The organism is Streptomyces sp. NPDC002092, from assembly GCF_053593775.1.
The window spans coordinates 248,386-268,255 of sequence record NZ_JBSFDG010000002.1 but is presented as its reverse complement, the minus strand read 5'-3'; the positions used below and the strand labels follow the sequence as shown (position 1 = coordinate 268,255).

The 19,870-nt window shown below is 70.0% G+C and carries 19 protein-coding genes; 11 read left to right on the top strand and 8 right to left on the bottom strand.

What is annotated here, in order from left to right; translation table 11 throughout:
- Window positions 1-44 precede the first annotated feature (44 nt).
- Window positions 45-542 carry a GbsR/MarR family transcriptional regulator gene (locus tag ACWCRD_RS05115; protein ID WP_450964581.1) on the top strand — a complete coding sequence of 166 codons (498 nt, stop codon included), beginning with the start codon at window positions 45-47 and terminating at the stop codon, window positions 540-542.
- Here the strand turns inward: ACWCRD_RS05115 and ACWCRD_RS05110 are convergent, their stop codons facing one another.
- Window positions 543-2,054: an APC family permease gene (locus tag ACWCRD_RS05110; protein WP_450964580.1), complete on the bottom strand. Its 1,512-nt coding sequence runs from the start codon at window positions 2,052-2,054 to the stop codon at window positions 543-545.
- A 178-nt stretch (window positions 2,055-2,232) separates the two neighbouring features.
- Between ACWCRD_RS05110 and ACWCRD_RS05105 the strand changes: the two genes are divergently transcribed.
- Window positions 2,233-2,829, top strand: coding sequence for a Uma2 family endonuclease (locus tag ACWCRD_RS05105; RefSeq protein ID WP_450964579.1), 597 nt, complete (start codon window positions 2,233-2,235; stop codon window positions 2,827-2,829).
- Here the strand turns inward: ACWCRD_RS05105 and ACWCRD_RS05100 are convergent.
- Complete coding sequence (locus ACWCRD_RS05100; RefSeq protein WP_450964578.1) at window positions 2,821-3,648, bottom strand: diacylglycerol kinase family protein; 828 nt, start codon at window positions 3,646-3,648, stop codon at window positions 2,821-2,823. The two genes, ACWCRD_RS05105 and ACWCRD_RS05100, sit on opposite strands and share 9 nt — an antisense overlap.
- A 195-nt stretch (window positions 3,649-3,843) precedes the next feature.
- On the opposite strand from ACWCRD_RS05100, the gene ACWCRD_RS05095 reads away from it, so the two are divergent.
- The 6 genes from ACWCRD_RS05095 (at window position 3,844) to ACWCRD_RS05070 (ending at window position 9,190) form a co-directional block, all read left to right on the top strand.
- Window positions 3,844-5,127, top strand: coding sequence for an adenylosuccinate synthase (locus ACWCRD_RS05095; protein ID WP_450964577.1), 1,284 nt, complete (start codon window positions 3,844-3,846; stop codon window positions 5,125-5,127).
- Between the two features lie 157 nt (window positions 5,128-5,284).
- Window positions 5,285-7,114: a bifunctional metallophosphatase/5'-nucleotidase gene (locus tag ACWCRD_RS05090; protein ID WP_450964576.1), complete on the top strand. Its 1,830-nt coding sequence runs from the start codon at window positions 5,285-5,287 to the stop codon at window positions 7,112-7,114.
- A gap of 28 nt (window positions 7,115-7,142) precedes the next feature.
- Window positions 7,143-7,358, top strand: coding sequence for a cold-shock protein (locus ACWCRD_RS05085; RefSeq protein WP_450964575.1), 216 nt, complete (start codon window positions 7,143-7,145; stop codon window positions 7,356-7,358).
- A gap of 345 nt (window positions 7,359-7,703) precedes the next feature.
- Entirely contained in the window at window positions 7,704-8,402 is a 699-nt protein-coding gene (locus tag ACWCRD_RS05080; RefSeq protein WP_450964574.1) for a hypothetical protein, read from the top strand.
- A gap of 114 nt (window positions 8,403-8,516) precedes the next feature.
- Window positions 8,517-8,780, top strand: a complete 264-nt coding sequence (locus ACWCRD_RS05075; protein WP_450964573.1) for a hypothetical protein — start codon at window positions 8,517-8,519, stop codon at window positions 8,778-8,780.
- Entirely contained in the window at window positions 8,777-9,190 is a 414-nt protein-coding gene (locus ACWCRD_RS05070) for a hypothetical protein (RefSeq protein WP_450964572.1), read from the top strand. The genes ACWCRD_RS05075 and ACWCRD_RS05070 overlap by 4 nt, the downstream gene beginning before the upstream one ends.
- A gap of 46 nt (window positions 9,191-9,236) precedes the next feature.
- On the opposite strand, the gene ACWCRD_RS05065 is transcribed toward ACWCRD_RS05070, so the two are convergent.
- The gene (locus tag ACWCRD_RS05065) at window positions 9,237-10,121 is read right to left on the bottom strand and encodes an NAD(P)H-binding protein (protein ID WP_450964571.1); all 885 of its coding nucleotides are present in this window, start codon (window positions 10,119-10,121) and stop codon (window positions 9,237-9,239) included.
- Window positions 10,122-10,313: 192 nt separating this feature from the next.
- Between ACWCRD_RS05065 and ACWCRD_RS05060 the strand changes: the two genes are divergently transcribed.
- On the top strand, window positions 10,314-10,604 hold the full coding sequence (locus ACWCRD_RS05060) for a hypothetical protein (RefSeq protein ID WP_450964570.1): 291 nt from the start codon (window positions 10,314-10,316) through the stop codon (window positions 10,602-10,604).
- 10 nt (window positions 10,605-10,614) lie between these two features.
- On the opposite strand, the gene ACWCRD_RS05055 is transcribed toward ACWCRD_RS05060, so the two are convergent.
- Entirely contained in the window at window positions 10,615-11,568 is a 954-nt protein-coding gene (locus ACWCRD_RS05055) for a hypothetical protein (RefSeq protein WP_450964569.1), read from the bottom strand.
- 262 nt (window positions 11,569-11,830) lie between these two features.
- Between ACWCRD_RS05055 and ACWCRD_RS05050 the strand changes: the two genes are divergently transcribed.
- A complete protein-coding gene (locus ACWCRD_RS05050; protein WP_450964568.1) occupies window positions 11,831-12,313 on the top strand; it encodes a poly-gamma-glutamate biosynthesis protein PgsC/CapC in 483 nt (160 codons plus the stop codon).
- 15 nt (window positions 12,314-12,328) lie between these two features.
- Here the strand turns inward: ACWCRD_RS05050 and ACWCRD_RS05045 are convergent, their stop codons facing one another.
- From ACWCRD_RS05045 to ACWCRD_RS05030, 4 genes are all read right to left on the bottom strand, one after another.
- Window positions 12,329-12,979, bottom strand: a complete 651-nt coding sequence (locus tag ACWCRD_RS05045) for a hypothetical protein (RefSeq protein ID WP_115906817.1) — start codon at window positions 12,977-12,979, stop codon at window positions 12,329-12,331.
- Between the two features lie 56 nt (window positions 12,980-13,035).
- Window positions 13,036-15,579 (bottom strand): glycosyltransferase, encoded by a 2,544-nt coding sequence (locus ACWCRD_RS05040; RefSeq protein WP_450964567.1) that lies wholly within the window; start codon window positions 15,577-15,579, stop codon window positions 13,036-13,038.
- On the bottom strand, window positions 15,576-16,271 hold the full coding sequence (locus ACWCRD_RS05035; RefSeq protein ID WP_450964566.1) for a GntR family transcriptional regulator: 696 nt from the start codon (window positions 16,269-16,271) through the stop codon (window positions 15,576-15,578). Before ACWCRD_RS05035 ends, ACWCRD_RS05040 begins: the two co-directional genes overlap by 4 nt.
- Before the next feature lie 139 nt (window positions 16,272-16,410).
- Window positions 16,411-17,766 (bottom strand): aminotransferase class III-fold pyridoxal phosphate-dependent enzyme, encoded by a 1,356-nt coding sequence (locus tag ACWCRD_RS05030; protein WP_450964565.1) that lies wholly within the window; start codon window positions 17,764-17,766, stop codon window positions 16,411-16,413.
- Between the two features lie 207 nt (window positions 17,767-17,973).
- Here ACWCRD_RS05030 and ACWCRD_RS05025 point away from each other — a divergent pair, with 207 nt between their 5' ends.
- The gene (locus tag ACWCRD_RS05025; RefSeq protein WP_450964564.1) at window positions 17,974-19,848 is read left to right on the top strand and encodes a protein kinase domain-containing protein; all 1,875 of its coding nucleotides are present in this window, start codon (window positions 17,974-17,976) and stop codon (window positions 19,846-19,848) included.
- Window positions 19,849-19,870 lie beyond the last annotated feature (22 nt).

Sequence of the window (19,870 nt, the reverse complement as noted above, 5' to 3'; positions counted from 1 at the left end):
AGGAAGTGTATAAAGTCAATGAAGCCCCGGTTAGGGTGGTGACCATGACGGAGTCGAAGGCGGTGGGGCGGGACCCGGAGGCGGTCTCCAAGTTCGTGGAGAGCTTCGCGGCGCAGCTGGTCGAGGCCGGGATGCAGCGGATGCCCGCCCGTGTCTTCGCCGCCCTGCTCTCCTCGGACGAGGGCTCGATGACCTCCGCCGAGCTGGGGGAGCAGCTGCAGATCAGCCCCGCCGCCGTCTCCGGAGCGGTGCGCTATCTGACCATGACGCACATGGTCTCGCGGGAGCGCGAACCCGGCTCGCGCCGCGAGCGCTACCGGGTGCACGGAGACCAGTGGTACGAGGCCCTCACCAACCGCGAGGCCATCATCAAGCGGTGGGAAGGGGCCCTGAGGGAGGGTGTCAGCAGCCTGGGCGCCGACACCCCGGCCGGACGCCGCATGGCCGAGACGCTCGCCTTCTTCGAGTTCGTCGAGGGCGAGGTCGCGGCCATGATGGAGCGGTGGCGGGTGCACCGCCGCCAGGTGTTCGGGGACGGGTAGTCACCGCTCCTTGGTCTCCTCCAGCACCGTCCGCCCCAGCAGCGCGTACCGCTCGGGCGCCCGGTGCTTGAGGTACTGCGCACAGCCGATGCCCGTCGCCGCGACCAGGGCCACCAGCCACGGTGTCGCCTTCAGGACCAGGGAGCCGGACTCGGCGCCGGCCGCTACGCCCATGTTGGACACCAGCAGGGCGACGACGCCGAGCATCGCGACACCGCCGATGAGCGGGGCGGCGAAGGTCCTGAACCAGTGCCGGCTCTCGGGGTGGTTCTTGCGGAAGTAGACGAGGACCGCGAAGGAGCAGACCGCCTGCACGATCAGGATCGCCATCGTGCCGAGGATGGCCAGCAGCACGTAGAGGGCGTTGTACGGGTCCTTGCCCGCGACCCAGAACGCGCCGATCAGGACGGCGGAGACCACCGTCTGCACCAGGCCCGCGATGTGCGGGGAGCCGTGCCGGGCGTGGGTGCGGCCGATGGTGTTCTTCAGCGACGGCAGGACGCCCTCGCGGCCGAGCGCGTACATGTAGCGGGCGGCGCAGTTGTGGAAGGCCATGCCGCAGGCGAGCGAGCCGGTGATCATCAGCCACTGCATGACGTCGACCGCCCAGTGCCCGACGTAGTGCTCGGTGGGGTTGAAGAAGAGCGCGAGGGGGTTCGCGGAGGAGGCCGCCTTCACGGCCTCCGCCTCGCCGTTGCCGGTGATGGCCATCCAGGAGACGAAGACGTAGAAGACGCCGACGCCCAGGACCGAGATCATCGTCGCCTTGGGGATGATCTTCTTCGGGTCGCGGGACTCCTCGCCGTACATCGCCGTCGACTCGAAGCCGACCCAGGACCAGAAGGCGAAGAAGAGGCCGAGGCCCGCGGACGTGCCCTTGAAGGCGTTGACCGGGTTGACCGGGCCGAAGGTGAAGCCGTGCGGGCCGCCGCCGTGCAGGGCGACGGAGATCGCCATCGCGGCGAGGACGGTGACCTCCGTCGCCAGGAGCACGACGAGCAGCTTCTCGGCGACCGAGACGCCGAACCAGGTGCCCATCGCGTTGACGGCGAGCATCAGGATCGCGAACGCCCACCACGGGACGGCAAGCCCCGTCTGGTCCTTGAGGGTCGTGGTGGCGAAGGTCGAGAAGATGCCGATCAGGGCCGGCTCGAACACGACGTACGCGAAGGTCGCGAGGAGCCCGGAGGCGAGACCGACGGTGCGGCCGAGGCCGTAGGAGATGAAGCCGTAGAAGGCGCCGGTGGAAGTGATGTGCTTCGCCATCGAGGTGAAGCCGACGGAAAAGATTGCCAGGACGACCATTGCGACGAGATAGCTCGCCGGGGCACCGATGCCGTTGCCCGCCGAGACCATGAAGGGCACGTTGCCCGTCATCGCGGTGATCGGGGCGGCGGTGGCGACGGCCATGAAGACCACGCCGAGCAGGCCAACGGCGTTGGGTTTCAGCCGGTGAACCGTGCCGTCGCCGTCCGTTTTCGCCGCTGGGGCGATGCCCTCGTCCACTGCCATCGGGTGGCCCCTCTCCTGGTGGTCCATTGCTGTACCGAACCGGAACTCTGTAGCCCGAATGAGTCGGTCAACAGTGTCGGGGCGTTAAATGTTTGTCAACCATACCTTTAGATGTGAGTGGTGTGATTGATCGGCTGCTCTGAGTGGTGGCTGGTCTGCAAGAAGGGGAGGGCGCATCATGACGTTGATGACTGAGCGACCGACGATAAGCGGCACCGAGCCACACAGCTTCGAGGATCTACTGGACACCCTCGACGAGTTGGACGTGCCCGGCTACAGGGCCGAGGTCATCAGGGGGAGCATCGTCTTGTCGCCGTGGTCGAAGGGGTACTACCTCCGTGTCATGGAGCTGGTGTGTGACCAGCTCCGGTTGCACCTCCCTGAAGGGCACCGCATCAGCTGCGGCCCGTTCCTGTATGTGTTCCCGGGCGATGAGCGGGCGTACGGGCCCGACATCCATGCCGCGCACGAGCGGATCTTTGAGACGGCGAGCAACCGCCTGGACGGTGAGGGTCTGGCCTTCGTCGCCGAGCTGACCTCCTCGTCAACGCGGGACGACGATCTGACCGACAAGGTCCTCGTCTACGGCAGGGCCGGTGTCCCGGTGTACTTGCTCCTTGACATGCAGGAGATGCAGGCCACCGTCTTCTCGACCCCCTCCGCCAAGGGCTACGAGTCGCATTGCACGATGCCGTTCGGCGGGAAGTTGCCGATGCCTGCCCCCTTCAACTGCACTCTCGACACCAGCGGCTTCCAAGCTCCCGGCTCACGCTGACGGCACCGTCAACCCCCAAGCCCCCTCCCAGACCGTCCACGTCCGCCTCCGCACCGGCCCCCACACCCCCGCATCCGCCCGGTACCGGAAGTCCGCACCGGAGACGCTCACGGTCCGGCCCTGGGCCCGTACCGGGGAGGCCTCCGCGCCCACCGACAGCGGCCGTACCTCGACCTCCACCACGCCGGAGTCACCCGGCGTCACCGACACCGCCTCCACCGGCTGGTTCAGATCCAGCAGGGTCACGCCGTCGACCTCCACCCGCAGTCGGGCGGGACGGGGGGCCGGGACCGTGGTCTCGCGGGTGGGGACCAGGGTGCGTACGAGGGACTGGGCCGTGCGCAGCCAGGGGCGGCCCGCCTCCACCGACGGGGTGTGCCCGGTCACCGGAGGGATGTGCAGCGCGCCCAGCACCACCCCGTCGCTGTCGTCCACCAGCAGATCCAGGCGCCGCTCGGCCCCGTCCAGGACCGCCCGCGCCGCCGCCACCGCCCCCGTGGGCACCCCCAGGGAACGGGCCACCGACAGCAGGCTGCCCACCGGCACCATCGACAGGGCACATCCGGCCAGCTCCCGCCGCCGGTGCAAAACGGACACCGCACGGACCAGGGCGCGGTCGTCGCCCACCACCACCGGCCGCCGCGACCCCCGGCGGGCCAGCGCCCGCGCGAATTCCTCCGGACTCTCCGGCAGACACACCTTGGCGTGCGCACCCGCGCTGAGCACGTCTTTTGCGATGCGTACCGACTCCCCGTCGGTCCGCCGGGCGACCGGATCGATGACCACCAACAGCTGATCGGAAGTCGCGGAAGTCACCACCTCGGTCCTGCCTCGCTTCCTCGGGTAGCATCTTTGTGCAAGAGCCCCTTGCGCTATTGCGCCAGGGGCTTCGTCTATTCCGGGGCATCCGGTCCGACGGTTTGCGGCCAACGACGGCCGCGGTGCACGCGGCGGTGAACCTTACGCGTACGCCCCTGACCTTGGACATGCCCCGCCCGGAAGGGGTGTACGCGCGTGCCCGCACTTGTGCTGCTCGGTGCTCAGTGGGGTGACGAAGGCAAGGGAAAGGCGACGGACCTGCTAGGCGGATCCGTCGACTACGTGGTGCGCTACCAGGGCGGCAACAACGCCGGCCACACGGTAGTCGTGGGCGATCAGAAGTACGCCCTCCACCTGCTCCCTTCCGGGATTCTCTCCCCCGGCTGCACGCCGGTCATCGGCAACGGTGTCGTCGTCGACCCGTCGGTCCTGTTCTCCGAGCTGAACGGGCTGAACGAGCGCGGCGTCGATACGTCCAAGCTCCTGATCAGCGGTAACGCTCACATCATCACGCCGTACAACGTGACGGTGGACAAGGTGACCGAGCGCTTCCTCGGAAAGCGCAAGATCGGGACCACCGGACGCGGCATCGGCCCGACCTACGCGGACAAGATCAACCGCGTCGGTATTCGTGTACAGGATCTCTACGACGAGTCCATCCTCACCCAGAAGGTGGAGGCGGCCCTCGACGTCAAGAACCAGATCCTCACCAAGCTCTACAACCGCCGCGCGATCGCCATCGACCAGGTGGTCGAGGAGCTGCTGGGCTACGCCGACAAGCTCGCCCCGTACGTGGCCGACACGGTCCTCGTCCTCAACCAGGCGCTGGAGCAGGAGAAGGTGGTCCTCTTCGAGGGCGGCCAGGGCACGCTGCTCGACATCGACCACGGCACGTATCCGTTCGTGACCTCGTCGAACCCCACCGCGGGCGGTGCCTGCACCGGCGCCGGCGTGGGCCCGACGAAGATCAGCCGGGTCATCGGCATCCTCAAGGCGTACACGACCCGTGTCGGCTCGGGCCCCTTCCCGACCGAGCTCTTCGACGAGGACGGTGAGGCGCTGCGCCGCATCGGCGGCGAGCGGGGCGTGACGACCGGCCGTGACCGCCGCTGCGGCTGGTTCGACGCCGTCATCGCCCGCTACGCGACCCGCGTGAACGGCCTGACCGACTTCTTCCTCACCAAGCTGGACGTCCTGACCGGCTGGGAGGAGATCCCGGTCTGCGTGGCGTACGAGATCGACGGCAGGCGTGTCGAGGAACTCCCGTACTCGCAGTCCGACTTCCACCACGCGAAGCCGGTCTACGAGACGCTGCCCGGCTGGTCCGAGGACATCACCAAGGCGAAGTCCTTCTCCGACCTGCCGAAGAACGCCCAGAACTACGTCAAGGCGCTCGAGGAGATGTCGGGCGCCCCGATCTCCGCGATCGGCGTGGGTCCCGGCCGGGACGAGACGATCGAGATCAACTCGTTCCTTTAAATCCCGTATGTCCGCTAGCTGTTGGGCCGGTCATGGACTTCCTTGACCGGTCCATGGCTTGTTCCTGGTTCCGCATGTAACTAGAGGGGCGCAACTATCTACGCGGGTAGTGCCGCCGCGCCCTCCTCCAGTTCCTCTCCATGACCAGGAGCCCCGTATGCCCGTCAGCCCGCTGAACCGCCGGGAGTTCGTGAAGAAGTCGGCCGTAACCGGGGCGGCCGTCGCCGCGGCGGGGACGGTCGCGGCCGCACCCGCCCAGGCCGTCGACCGCACTCCCGAAAAGGCCCCCAAGGCCCCGAAGACCTGGTCGTTCTCGATCCTGGGCACCACCGACCTGCACAGCCACGTCTTCGACTGGGACTACTACAAGGACGCCGCCTACGGCGACAAGGCCGGCAACTCCGTCGGTGTCGCCCGCGTCGCCACCCTCATCAAGCAGCAGCGTGAGGCCAAGGGCGAGGAGCACGTCCTGCTCGTCGACGCCGGTGACATCATCCAGGGGACCTCGCTCGCGTACTACTTCGCGCGGGTCGACCCGATCACCGGCAAGGACGGCAAGAAGGGGCCCAAGCACCCCATGGCCGTCGCCATGAACCACATGCGCTACGACGCCGCCGCCCTCGGCAACCACGAGTTCAACTACGGCATCGACACCCTGCGCAAGTTCGAGAAGCAGTGTCACTTCCCGCTGCTCGGCGCGAACGCCCTCGACGCGAAGACCCTGCGCCCGGCCTTCCACCCGTACACCGTCAAGCGCATCTGCGTCCCCGGCGCCCCCGACATCAAGGTCGGCATCCTCGGCCTGACCAACCCGGGTATCGCGCTGTGGGACAAGGACAACGTCAGCGGGAAGATGGTCTTCCCGGGGCTGGTCGAGCAGGCGAAGAAGTACGTGCCGCGGCTGCGCGCGCTGGGGTGTGACGTCGTCTTCCTGACCGACCACTCCGGGCTCGATGGGTCGACCTCCTACGGCGACGCGCTGCCGTACGTCGAGAACGCCTCCAACCTCGTCGCCGAGCAGGTCCCCGGCATCGATGCGATCCTGGTCGGCCACACGCACGTCGAGGTGTCCTCGTACACCGTCAAGAACGAGGAGACCGGCGAGGACGTCCTGCTCTCCGAGCCGTACTGCTGGGGCTACCGCCTCACCGTCTTCGACTTCGAGCTCGAACTGCACCACGGGCAGTGGAAGGTGACGAAGAAGACGGCCCAGACGCTCAACCCGAAGGACGTGGAGGAGGACCCGGAGATCACCAAGCTCCTCAAGGCCGACCACGACCTCGTCGTCAAGTACGTCAACACGGCCGTGGGCACCTGCACCCAGGACCTCTCGGCGGCGGACTCCTGCTGGAAGGACGTCCCCATCATGGACTTCATCCACGAGGTCCAGATGCAGTCGGTGAAGGCGGGCCTGTCGGCGAGCGATGCCGCGCTGCCTCTGATCTCGGTCGCCGCGCCGTTCAGCCGCACGGCCGACATCCCGGCCGGGAGCGTGACCATCAAGGACATCGCCGGGCTCTACATCTACGACAACACGCTGTACGGCAAGAAGCTCACGGGCGCCCAGCTGAAGGACTACCTGGAGTACGCGGCGAAGTACTACCACCAGGTCCCGGCGGGCACGAAGGTCGACACCGCGACGCTGACCAACGCCAACAACTTCTGGGACTACATGTACGACACGGCCGCCGGCGTCTCGTACGACATCGACATCGCGCAGCCGGAGGGTTCGCGGATCAAGAACCTCACGTACAACGGCGCCGCGGTCGCCGACGACCAGGTCTTCGTCGTGGCGGTCAACAACTACCGTGCGAACGGCGGCTCCGGCTACCCGCACATCGCCACCGCCGAGATCGCCTACAGCTCGACCAACGAGATCCGTCAGCTGATGATCGACTACGTGACGGCCAAGGGTGCGTTGGACCCGAAGGACTTTGCGGTCACCAACTGGAAGCTGACCCAGGACGGGACGGCCGTGTTCTCGTAGCCCTGCCTGCTTCTCGTAGCCTTCCCTCATGATTCTGGCGACAGTTCGCGAATGGGACGACGAGGAGGGCTGGGGGATCCTCGATTCCCCGGAGACGCCCGGGGGGTGCTGGACCCACTTCTCCGCCGTGGAGATGGAGGGATTCCGTTCTCTCACGGCGGGGGCGAAGGTGACCCTCGAATGGGAGGCCGGTGAGCAGGACGGCTTCCAGTACCGGGCGGTTCGGATCGTCGTCGACGACTGAACGCCGGGGATCCGAACGGGAGTTGTGAAGGCGGCCCAGACCTTGCCGGAGACGGTGAGGCCTGGGCCGTCGGCGTTCTTGCGGCCGCGCGCTGCGACGGCTTCCGTTGCTCCTGCAACGCCTTTGCCGGGGCGGCGCCCGCGGCGCGTCGTGCCGCGTCCCACCCTTCACTCGCAGGGGTGAAGAACGCCAACTTCCGCCTGGGAAAAGGTGCATTCGACTTGCGTTCGTCGCTCTGCGTACCCGTAGAGTCACGCCCAACAGAACGCCCCCGCGGTGCGCCAACACCCGGGGGCTCGACACCCGGAGACGTACCTCCAGATGCTCTTTCATCGTACGGCGCCCGTGCGCGCCTTCGCAGGCTTCTCTGCCGCCGTTCTCCGCGACCGCAGCATCTCCTGGTGCGCGGTGAGCGTACTGACGTACCTGTCGGCCCTCCCGAACGACGCCCGCGTCAGCCTTCGCACGCTGGCCGCGCAGCGCCCGGAGGGGCGGGAAGGGGTCGCCGTCGCCCTGCGTGAGCTGGAGGAACGGCGGTATCTGCGGCGGGTGGCGTGCGAGAGCGCGAATCGTGCAGCGGCGGGTCGACTCCCCGTCCTTTATGAGGTGTTCGACACTCCGTACGAAGCCGAGCCACCAACGGGTGAAACTCAAAAAGTCCGGGATCGGGGCGCCCCCGGCAGGCGCACCGTGCAAGCCGCGCACCTGCTCATCTCGCTCGGGCGGATCGACCCCCGGCTCACGCTCGACGCCGACGAGGCGCTGCGGCTCGCGCCGCTCGTCGAGCAGTGGTGGCGGCGGGGCGCGAGCAGCGCCGAGGTGCGGGCGGCGCTGGCGTACGGCTGGTCGGGGCCGGTGCACTCGGCGCCTGCGCAGCTCGAGGAACGTCTGCGGAGTGCGCGCCCGAGGCGATCAACGGCGTTGCTTGTCACCGCGGTTGAGGTCGAGGTCCGACGGCCGCGTGTTCTCGCCTGCTGGGACGCCGTGCGGCGGGGCGGAGTGTGGGTCCGGGCCCTGCTCGGCGGGCGGCTGACACTCGCGTAAGCGCCTGAAGACTCCCGGCCCGCATCCGCGCGGCCGGGTCCCCCAACTGGAAGGAATGCGATGACCGCCTTGCTTGAGCGGACCGAGACGGTATACCGGCGGTATACTGCCGTCATGGCTGACACCACCGTCAAGGTCGACCCCGCTGTCCGTGACCGCCTCATGGTGCTCGCCCGCGAGCGGGGGATGACCATGCGCGACCTGATCGCCGAGCTGGCGGGGGCCACGCCTACACAGGAGGAGCTGCGCAAGCGGTACCAGGAGACCAAGGCGTACTGCGAGACCCACTTCGGTGTGACGCTCACGGACGAGGATCACGACAGGGCGGAGAAGGTCTGGCAGGACCTTGAGGCCGGGCGGCCCGTGGACAGCTTGTGACCGCCGGGACGGCCGGCTCGACCGGTGTCGTCTTCGACGAGTCGGCGCTGCTGGCGCTGGGCTCGGGGAACTCGCTCGCCTCGCAGTTCGTAGCGAACACCGAGCACGGTCCAACGCGGCACGTCTATGTTCCCGCCCTCTGTCTGGCCGCTGCCGACGGGATGCGCAAGGGGCTTGCCGAGCATGTCGGCGCCCTGCCTGCCGTCGACATCGTCGAGTTGGACTTCGCGGGCGCGTCCACAGTGGGTGCGCTGCTGCGTGACGGGGTGGAGTGGCGGCTCGGCCACGCGGTGCACCTGTCCAGGCCGACCGCTGACTGGCCGGACGGGCGACACGTCGTGACCGTCGACCCCGGCCTGTATGCGGACATGCCTCTCGTACGCACCATCAGGCTGCCGCACCAGCGCTGAGCCAGGGATGAGGGGGCGCCCGTTCGCCGGGCGCCCCTCGAGCACGTCACCCCGAGAACGCCCCCACATGCGCCCCCGCCCACTCCGCGAAAGTCCGTGCCCGTCGGCCCAGTACCTTCTCCACCGTCGGCAGTACCTCCGCCCCGCGATCGCTCTCCCGGGTGCGCCGCATGATCGCGTCCACGACCTCGGGCGGGAACCCGTATCGGGACATGCCGGCGCGGGCCGCATCGTCCGGGAGAGGGCGAATGCGCAGGTCGCGGTCGAGGGTGCGGGCGAGGATCGCCAGTTCCTCAGTGGGAGTCAGGGACTGCGGGCCGCTCAACTCGTAGGTTGCGCCCGCGTGTTCGTCGGAAGAGGCCGCGGTGAGAGCCAGTGCAGCCACCTCCGCCAGGTCCGCCGGGTCGATGCTCGCCGCCGGGCGGTCCGCGAAGGGAACGGCCACCTCGTCGCCCGCGCGCAACTGCCCCGCCCACTGCAGGGCGTTGGACATGAAGCGGCCGGGACGCAGCAGGGTCCACGCCCAGTCGCGGGACGGGTCCGTCACGGCGGCCTCCGCCTCGGCGTGCCAGCGGGCGATCACGTCCGAGTCCGCGTCCGGGCCCGCGTCCGCGCCCGCGTCGAGGACGGACAGCTTCACCAGGCGTCGTACGCCCGCCCTTGCCGCTGCCTCGGCGAGGGCGAGGTCATGGGTGGGGCCGGGGGCCGTGCCGATGCCCTGCGCCGACATCAGGAAGGCCCCGCTCGCCCCCGCGAACGCCGCGTCCAGGCTTGCCGGGTCGTCCGCGTCGCCGTACACCGCCTCGGCGTCGGCCGGGAGCCGTGCCTCGGCAGGGCGGCGGGTCATCGCCCGTACCGGATGGCCGGCGGCCGTCAGCCGTCGTAGCAGCTCGCCGCCGACGTGCCCCGTCGCCCCGGTCACCAGGATCATCGCCGTCTCCTCTCGCCGTGCACCCAGCCTGCGCGCACGGGCCGTCCGCCGCGTCGCACGCGCGGATGCAGCCGTTCTGCTCCCTGGGGAGTAGGGAAGAGCGCTCATGGGGCATAACAGGGCATGGTGTGCAAGTCGGGCATACGGTAGAGGTGTACACGTGTCTGCGCCGACCAGAAGAAGGTGAGAGTCATGCGTGTACTGCTCAGGGCGCACTTCGACACGGAAAAGTCGAACGAGGCCATCCGAAACGGGACACTCGCGAAAATGATGCAGTCGTCGGTGGAGCAGATCAAGCCCGAAGCGGCCTACTTCACCGCCGACGAGGGCGAACGCACCGCGTTCCTGGTCTTCGATCTCCAGGACGTCTCCCAGATGCCCGTCATCAGCGAGCCGTTCTTCCTCAACCTGGGGGCCAGGATCGACTACACCCCGTTGATGACCCTTGAGGACGTCGAGAAGGGCATCTCCCAGGTGCACTGATCGCGTGTGATCAGGCCGACCAGCCCCGCGCGACCTCGGCGAGCGCCGTGACCAGGCGGGAGCGGGCCGCCGGGTCGGAGCGGAGGCGGTGGCTGTTCTCCACATGCAGGAAGTCCACGCCCAGGTCGGCCGCCGTGCCGGCCTGGACGTTCGTCCGGCCCTCCAGCCCGGCGCAGTCGTCGGCCCAGGCCCGGCAGACCGCGAAGCCCCGCGCCTCGATCCGGTCGGCTGCCGCTCGCGCCGTCGCGGTGGGTCCGGCGGGGCCCGTCGAGAGCACCACGTCGTGGCCCGGGGAACTGGCATCGGCGAATCCGTGCACCTGGAGGGCCGGGACGCGCCGGGTGACGAGGGCGTCGCACACCGCGTTGAAGACCGTACGGCTGCTGTGGGCCATGTCGGCCGTGCGGCCCGCGGCGGCGTCGCGGGGCGCCCCGGCGAGGACGAGCACGCCGCCGGGCACGCGGGCGAACAGGTCGGCGCCGATCAGTTCGGTGTGCAGGTCCGAGCGGGGGTGCGGGATCTGGACGCACCAGCGGACCGGCGTGCTGAGGTCCACGTAGACCCTGCCCCAGCCACGGCCCGTCCCCACCCCGTGGTCGGTCGGTTCGGCGATCTCGGCCACCTCGCGGCCGGAGTCCGCCAGTTGATGCCTCGTCAGGCGGTAGTCGATCTGGCGTAGCAGGTGCTGGGGGGCGGCGATGGAGCGACCGGCGCGCAGGCTTCCGGCCACCGCCTCGGCCACCGCCGTGCGTTCGCTGCGGGTGGGGGTGCGGTAGCCGCCTTTGTGGGGGAAGTGATCGACGTACTCACGGAGTTCGTCGGTGAGGCGGAGCCCAGGGCCGGGGGTGGGGGAGTCCGGGGCGAGAAGGGCGTACGCGGTCGGCACGGCGGCCGCCGTGCCGACCGCGGCGAGGGCGATCAGGAGGGCGCGGCGGCGCGGCTGGAATTCGCTCGCGAATTGCATGATGCGCCGAGCCTAGACTCTGGTTGCCTGTGAATGGCGTGGGGTCGATCACAGTGGCAATCGGGCATTGATCTGCTCGCGTTGATGAACCTTTCCGCTCTTTCCTTCGTCTTGCAGGGCGCTTACCCGGGCCTTTCGGTGCGGGGAAATTCACCTGCCCTTCTGGTCCCCCGTTCAGGAGTGATTTCATGTCCATGGTCGGGAAATCCGCCGACCAGGCGGTTTCAGGTGCGATCGTCAATTCACAGAGCGATATCGACCTGTGATCCCTGCCGGCCTCAGCCCCGTCATGGCCGCGATCGGCATCGCACTCGGCCTGCTCTCCTCGCTGATCTGCTACCTCACCACGAAGCTCTCGCCCGGCGGCCTGATCACCCCCGGCTGGCTGGCGCTGACCCTGCTCGTGGACTGGCGGCTGTTCGCGATGGTGCTCGGGGCGGGCGCGGTGACGTACGGCTGCACCCGGGTACTGCAGCGGCACGTGATCCTTTACGGCAAGCGGCTGTTCGCCGCGGTGGTGATGTGCGGTGTGCTGATCCAGGGGGCGCTGTATCTCGCGCTCCGGCATCAGTTCCCGTACCTGTTCAGCCACCAGCCGCTCGGCTACCTCGTGCCCGGCCTCATCGCCTACCAGCTGGTCCGCCAGTCGCCGCGCGCCACGCTCATGGCGATGACGACGATCACCGTCGGCGTGTACATCGCGCTGGATACGGGCGCACTGCTGGTCGAGCTGCCCACCGTCTGACCGGCCTCTGCCGTGTCAGCTGAAGACGATCATCGAGCCCTGCGCCAGACTCCGCGTCGCCGCCGCGTGCAGGCCCAGCCACACATGGCGTTCGCGGGCGAAGGGGCTGGGGTCGTACGGCGCGGGGACGGCGGGCTCCTCCAGCTCCGTGGGGGCGCGTGGTGGCTCGGGCGGCGCCGGAGGGTTGGCCGGATCTATGCCGATCGACGGGGCCACGTATTCCAGTTCGCGCAGCAGGGCCTGGGCGGAGCCCAGCGGGCCCCCGCCGGCGAGGAGTTCGTCGTTCGACAGGGGCTGGGGGAAGTCCACGGGGACGTAGGCGCCCGCGTGGTCGTAGTGCCAGACGAGGTGCGACTGCTGGGCCGTCGCCTCGAACATCTCCAGCAACTGCTCGTAGTCGCCGCCCAGTTCGTCGACCGGGGTCACCGGCAGCCCGCACACCTGGAGCAGGTAGACCCGGCGCAGGAAGTGCAGCGCGTCGTAGTCGAAGCCGGCCACCGGGGCGACCTCGCCGGACAGGCCCGGCATGTACTGGTACACCGGCACCGGCGGCAGTCCGGCGGCGGCGAGCACGTTGTTGTACTGCGCGAGTTCCTCGGCGAACGGATTGTCGGGGGTGTGGCACAACACGTCGACAAGCGGTACCAGCCACAGGTCACAGGCCAAAGAAGGCTCCTCACACGGCAAGTCGGTCAAGGCAGGGTAATCGGTGTCGCCTCGGGTCAGCTCCCATCGTGCAGGTCCCATACCCACACCCCGGCCACCCACTTCCCGTCCCGGCCCACAAGTTCCGTGACGGCCCTGCGCAGGGCCTCGTCGTGCGGTCCGGGGGCCACCACCAGGGCCCCTGCCCTCCAGTACGCGAAGTCGCGCCGGGCCTGCGCCCGCCAGGTCGCGTCGAGCTTGGGGACCACGCCCGTGTCGCCGATGTCACGCAGCAGGTCGGAGGTGTAGCGGGGGGAGGCGCCGTAGATGCCGATGCGGTCGGTGCCGTAGGGGCCGTTGAAGTAGCCGCCGGGGAGCTTGAAGCCGAGGCCGGCCTGCTGCTGCCAGTGCAGCGCCTCGGCGTCGCCGGCGTCGGGCAGCGGCACCGTGACGAGGGACTCGCCCTTGCGGACGTACGGCTGCCACGCCCCGGTGGTGAAGAAAGCGGGCGTCGCGGGGCGTTCGACCGTCTTCAGCGGGGCCGGGACCAGCGGGAGCAACGCCAGGCAGATGCCGAGCAGGCCGAGGTACTGGGTGCCCGGGGCGCGGGTCGCCGTCAGCCGGTCCAGGGCGAGGGCGAGCAGCATGCCGAGGGCGGGGGCGCAGATCATCGCGACCCGGCCCTCGATGACCGACTCGAACAGCGGCAGCCTGGCAAGGAGCGCCCAGGGGCCCGGGTAGACCTTGTCCGTCATCGGGATGCGGAACTCGGGGCCGAGCGAGAGCAGCGCCGCGCCGACCGCGGTGACCGCCAGCGCCTTGACCAGGGCCTGCTCCCACAGCCGTACGACGATCGCGAAGGCGAGCAGGACCAGCGGCCAGCCGTAGAAGGCGTTCTGCTCGGTGGGGTTGGGCGAGAGGGCGTTGGCGCGCTGGGCGTCGCCCGCGACCAGGGAGCGTTCGGCGAAGGAGAGCAGGGCGAGGGGGCTGTTGCCCGAGTTGCTGCTGTGCGGCATGTGCGCGTAGCTCTGCGGGCCGGCGAACTGCCAGACCAGGGGGTACGCGACGAGGGGAAGACAGACCGCGGCCGCGATCGCCAGCCCGCGCAGCAACGGCCGCCAGGCTTGCTTTGCGACATCGGGGCGGGCGACAGCGTAGGCGCCCGCGAACAGCACGAGCCCGATCGCCGCGAGCAGCAGTGGCTCTTCGCCGAGAAAAACCTGGTACGCGGCCATAACCCCGAGCACGACCCCGTCCCGCACGACCCGGGGACCTGTCCGCTGCGGTTCGGCAGCGCCCCATAGGGGCGCGGGGAACTGCGCGACCAGCCCCGACGGCGCTGCAGACGGCCTACGACCCGTCCCGGCACAACCCGCGGAGCACAACCGCAAGGCTCGATCGATGATCAGCGGGATCATGAACAGCACCACGAAGTTGGGGTGCGCGTTGGCGTGGCTGACCATGGGCGGTGCGAAGGCGGCCAGCGAGGCGCCCACGAAGGCCGCTGTCCGCCGCCGTACGACCCGTTTCACGATCAGCCGGTACCAGGCGGCCGCGGTGGCGGCGAGGCCCAGTGTCATCACGACGCTGAGGGAGACCGCGGGGCCCGCGAGGAGCGTGAGCGGGGCGAAGGGGACCGTGAGACCGAGCATGACCGTGTTGGCCATGAGGTTCACGCCGTCGGGGAAGCCCTGCAGGTCGGAGAAGAGGGGATTGTGCAGGTGGGCCAGGTTGTGGGCGGTGACGTCGAAGAACCACTCCCACTGGTTCTGGTCCTGGAGGGAGTCGGGGAGGTAGCGGTGGTCCGGGTCGAACAGGCGGCCCGAGTACAGGGCCATCGCCATGAGCAGGAAGAGGAGCGTGGCGAAGAGGTCGGCGGGGCGAAGCGAGCGGGCGCGCAGTCGGGCCAGCTCGGCGAGGACGCGGACGTAGTCGAGGTGGCGCAGTTTCGAGCCGGGCCGGTGGGACCAGTGGACGGGGACCTCGGCGACCTGCCAGTCGGCGCGCTGGAAGTGCCGCAGGACCTCGACGTCGATGCCCCAGCCGTTGATCCGGGAGGCGGCGAATGCCTCGCGGGCCTTGTCGCCCTCGAAGAGCTTGAAGCCGCACTGGGTGTCCCGTATGCCCGGCACGGTGGTGCGGCGTATGAGTAAGTTCCCGGCACGTCCCAGCATTTCCCGCACCGGGTGCTGACGGTCCCCGATCGTCGCGCCGGGCACGGAACGGGACCCGATCGCCGCCGCGTTACCCTCGCCGATCGCCTTGTCGAGCTGCTCCAGCTCCTCGATCGGGGCCGCGAGATCCGCGTCCGTGACCAGCACGCGCCGCCCGCGGGAGGCGGCGACGCCCAGGCGCAGGGCGTTGCCCTTGCCGCGGTGGCGGGGGCTGGTGACGAGCCGGACGCGGGGCTCCTCCAGGCCCTCGACGACGTCCCGGGTGCCGTCCGTGGACCCGTCGTCGGCGACGACGACCTCCCACTCGCCCCAGCGGCCCTCGTTGTCGCGCAGATAGCGGGTGACGGCGTCGAGGGTGGGGCCGAGGCGCTGCTCCTCGTTGAAGGCGGGTATGACGACGGTGAGGTCCACCGCCCAGGCCGGAGTGCCCCTGGCCGGTTTGCTCACTCGTCCGCCAGCCGCTCGATGAGGGCCAGCGAGTGCCCGTTGTACGAGGCGACGATCGCCCGTGCCGTCCTGGTGTCCCGCTTGGCCAGGGCGTCGACCAGGTCGGTGTGGCCGGACCACAGGGCGCCGCGCAGATCGGACAGCCGGCGCAGATGCTGTACCGCGCACACCCAGGACTGGACGCGCAGCCGGTGCAGGAAGTCGGCCAGATAGGGGTTGCCGAAGAGGGTGCCGAGCTCGTGCCAGAAGCGCAGGTCGTAGCCGATGAGCACGGTGAGGTCGCCGGCCAGCGAGGCCCGCTGCGCCTCCTCGCCGCGGCGCCGGACCCCGGCGAGGGCGGCGACGGCACGGAGTTCGTCGTGCGGCGGGAAACGGTCCTGGTCCCGGTCCAGGGCGATGAACATGCCGTCGGTGACCAGGCTGCGGGCCTCGATGATGCCGCGGTAGTCGGCGACCGAGTACTCGTGGACGTGGAAGCCGCGGTGCTGGTCGGCGTCGAGGAGGCCCTGCGCGGACAGGTCGACGAGCGCCTCGCGCACGGGCGTCGCGGAGACCCCGTACTGCTCGGCGATCTCCTTCACCGTGAACTCCTGACCCGGCTGGAGCCGCCCCGCGAGGACCTCGTCGCGTAGCGCGTCGGCGATCTGCTGCCGCAGGGTGCTGCGGGTCACGGAGCCGCTGCTGCCGGGCATGTGTCGGGCGTCTCCTCGTCGCGTTCGGGTGGCGTGCACGTACCTGTGTACGAGCACGCCACCTTACGCGTTCGGCCTCCCGCTGATTACCCGCGTAGCTGTGGTCGTCCGGTGCGGCACCGGAGCGGCCGCCAGGTAGCTACTTTGTGTACTCGTCGGCCACGGACAGCGCCGAGTCCAGCGCCGCGAGGCCTTCCTTCAGCTCGGCCTCGCTCACGTTGCACGGCGGCACGACATGGGTGCGGTTCATGTTGATGAAGGGCCAGATGCCGTGCTTCTTCGCGGCGGCACCGAAGGCGGCCATCGCCGCGTTCGCCTCACCGGCCGCGTTGTACGGCACCAGCGGCTCCCGCGTCTCCCGGTTCCTCACCAGGTCCAGCGCCCAGAACATGCCGACACCGCGCACCTCGCCGACGCTCGGGTGCCGCTCGGCGAGCTCCCGCAGCGCAGGACCGAGGACGGTCTCGCCCAGCTGCCTGGCGTTCTCGACGACGCCCTCCTCCGCCATGACGTTGATCGTCGCGACGGCGGCGGCGCAGGCCAGCGGGTGCCCGGAGTACGTCAGACCGCCCGGGTAGGCCCGCTTGGCGAAGGTCTTCGCGATCGCGCCGGAGACGGCGACACCGCCGAGCGGCACATAACCGCTGTTCACACCCTTGGCGAAGGTCATGAGGTCGGGCACCACACCGAACAGGTCGGCCGCGAACCACTCACCGGTCCGCCCGAACCCGGCCATGACCTCGTCCAGGACGAAGACGATGCCGTACTTGTCGCAGATCTCCCGCACACCGGCGAGGTAGCCGGGCGGCGGCACCATGATCCCGGCGGTGCCCGGAATCGTCTCCAGGATGATCGCGGCGACGGTGGCCGGCCCCTCGAAGGCGATCGTGGTCTCGAGGTGCTCCAGCGCCCGCGCGCACTCCTGCTCCTCGGTCTCGGCGTAGAAGCGGGAGCGGTACAGGTACGGCGCCCAGAAGTGCACGACTCCGGCGGCAGCGCCGTCGGAGGCCCAGCGGCGCGGGTCCCCGGTGAGGTTGATCGCCTGCTGGGTGCCGCCGTGGTAGGAGCGGTAGGCGGACAGGACCTTCGGCCGCCCGGTGTGCAGCCGTGCCATGCGTACGGCGTGCTCGACGGCGTCCGCGCCGCCGTTGGTGAAGAAGATCTTGTCGAGGTCGCCCGGTGTCCGCTCGGCGATCAGCCGGGCCGCCTCCGAGCGGGCCTCGATCGCGAAGGCGGGCGCGAACGTCGTCAGGTGTGCGGCCTGCTCCTGTATCGCGGCGACGACCTTCGGGTGCTGGTAGCCGATGTTGGTGTAGACGAGCCCGCTGGTGAAGTCCAGGTACCGCTTGCCGTCGTAGTCCCAGAAGTACGACCCCTGCGCACCGGCGACGGCGAGCGGGTCGATGAGCTCCTGCGCGGACCAGGAGTGGAACACATGAGCACGGTCCGCGGCCTTCACGGCGGCGCCGGCCCGGGGGTCTGGCTGAGGGGTCATGGCGGCGAGCGTAGGAGCCCGCGGTGCCCGCTCGGTATCGGCTTCCTGTCTGGCATGTGGGGGTTTCCGCGACAGGTTGTCGGGCCGGACGCCTTGGCGAAGTGCCGCCCGCGGTGTTACGGAACCGTAGACACCGCTCCGGGCGACTACCCCCGCGACCGCACTATTCTCGGTCTGTTGCACATACGGGGGGAAGGCGGCGCGGCCATGGAGAAGCTCGCAGCGGGGGACCCGCAGCGGATCGGGGCGTACCGGCTGCTGGCCCGGCTCGGTGCCGGGGGCATGGGGCATGTGTATCTCGCCCGCTCGGACCGGGGCCGTACCGTCGCCGTGAAACTGGTGCGGGAGGAACTGGCCGCGCAGGAGGAGTTCCGGGCCCGATTCCGGCAGGAGGTGCAGTCCGCTCGGCAGGTCGGCGGGCACTGGACGGCGCCCGTCCTGGACGCCGACACGGAGGCCGCGGTGCCATGGGTGGCCACCGGGTACGTCGCCGGGCCCAGCCTGCAGCAGGTCGTGGGGCACGACCACGGGGCGCTGCCCGAGCGCTCGGTGAACATCCTCGCGGCCGGGCTCGCGCACGCGCTGCAGGACATCCACGCCGCCGGGATCATCCACCGGGATCTGAAGCCGTCCAATGTGCTCGTCACCATCGACGGGCCGCGGGTCATCGACTTCGGGATCGCGCGGGCGCTGGAGACGGTCACGGACGGCGGTCTGACGCGGACCGGCGCGCTCGTCGGATCGCCCGGCTTCATGGCCCCCGAGCAGGTGCGCGGCGACCGGATCACGCCCGCCTGCGACGTCTTCTGCCTGGGCTCCGTGCTCGCCTACGCCGCCACCGGACACCTCCCCTTCGGCAGTGCCAACAGCGGGGTGCACGCCCTGATGTTCCGCATCGCCCAGGAGGAACCGGACCTGGAGGGGGTGCCCGAGGGCATCGCCGACCTCGTACGGGACTGCCTGAAGAAGGAGCCGGGCGCGCGGCCGACGCTGGACCAGGTGCTGGAGCGCACGGGCGCCGAGGACACCGTGCTCGGCGGCCGCTCCCGCGACCCCTGGCTGCCGAGCGCGCTCGTCGCCCAACTCGGCCGCCACGCCGTGCAGTTGCTGGACACGGAGGACCCTGAGGAGGGGACGGAGGGCGCGGCGCCCGGTGGGCCCTCGCTGCAGAAGGCGGCGCCCGAGGCCCCGCCGGAGCACGCACCCGCCGCCGACTCCGCACCGGAATCGGGCACCCCCGCCGGGCCGCCCCCGCCCGGGCAGCCGGGCGGCGCCGCCCCGCTGAACCACCTCCCCACGATGGTCGCGGGCCAGGTGCCACCGACACCCCCGCCCGCCCACGCGCAGACACCCCCGGCCTACGGCTATCCGCAGCAGCATCCCCAGCAGCCCGCCTACGGCTACCCGCCGCAGCAGCCGGGCGCCTATGGCTACCCCCAACAGCCCGGCGGTCTCGGCTCCACCCCGCCCTACGGCCCGTCCTACGCCGGCCCGGTCCCGCACGCCCCACAGGAGCCGCCCCGCCGGAGCGGCCGTTCCACCGTGGCGCTGATCGCGGTCGCCCTGGTCGTCGCGCTCGGCGCCGGCGGCTCGGTCTACGCCCTGATGAACGGCGGCGACAAGGGCGACACCAAGCCGAGCCCGGCCCCCACCAGCAGCGCACCCTCGAATCCCGAGCCGAGCGGGACGACGCCGACGACCGCGCAGCCCAGCACCTCCGCGCCCTCGGACGGCGCGATCCCGGCCGGTTACCTCGGCACCTGGACGGCCACCATCACCAACGCCGACGGCCAGAACACCCGCGAACTCACCATCCAGCAGGGCAAGGTGGGCGACACGGTCCTCTCCCTGGTCGCCGACGGCCCCACCAGCAGCGGTACCTACCACTGCGTGTTCCAGGCCGATCTGACCGCGGCACCCGGCAGCGACGGCACCCTGGAGATCGGCCCGTCCACCGTGACGTCCGGCGACCCCGGCTACTGCAAGCCGGGCGACGCCACCGAGCTCAGCCTGCTGCCGGACGGCAGCCTGCAGCGCGAGAACACCAGCAACGGGGAGAAGCTGAAGTACACCAGGCAGTGAGGTGGGTGAGGGGCCGGCGGGC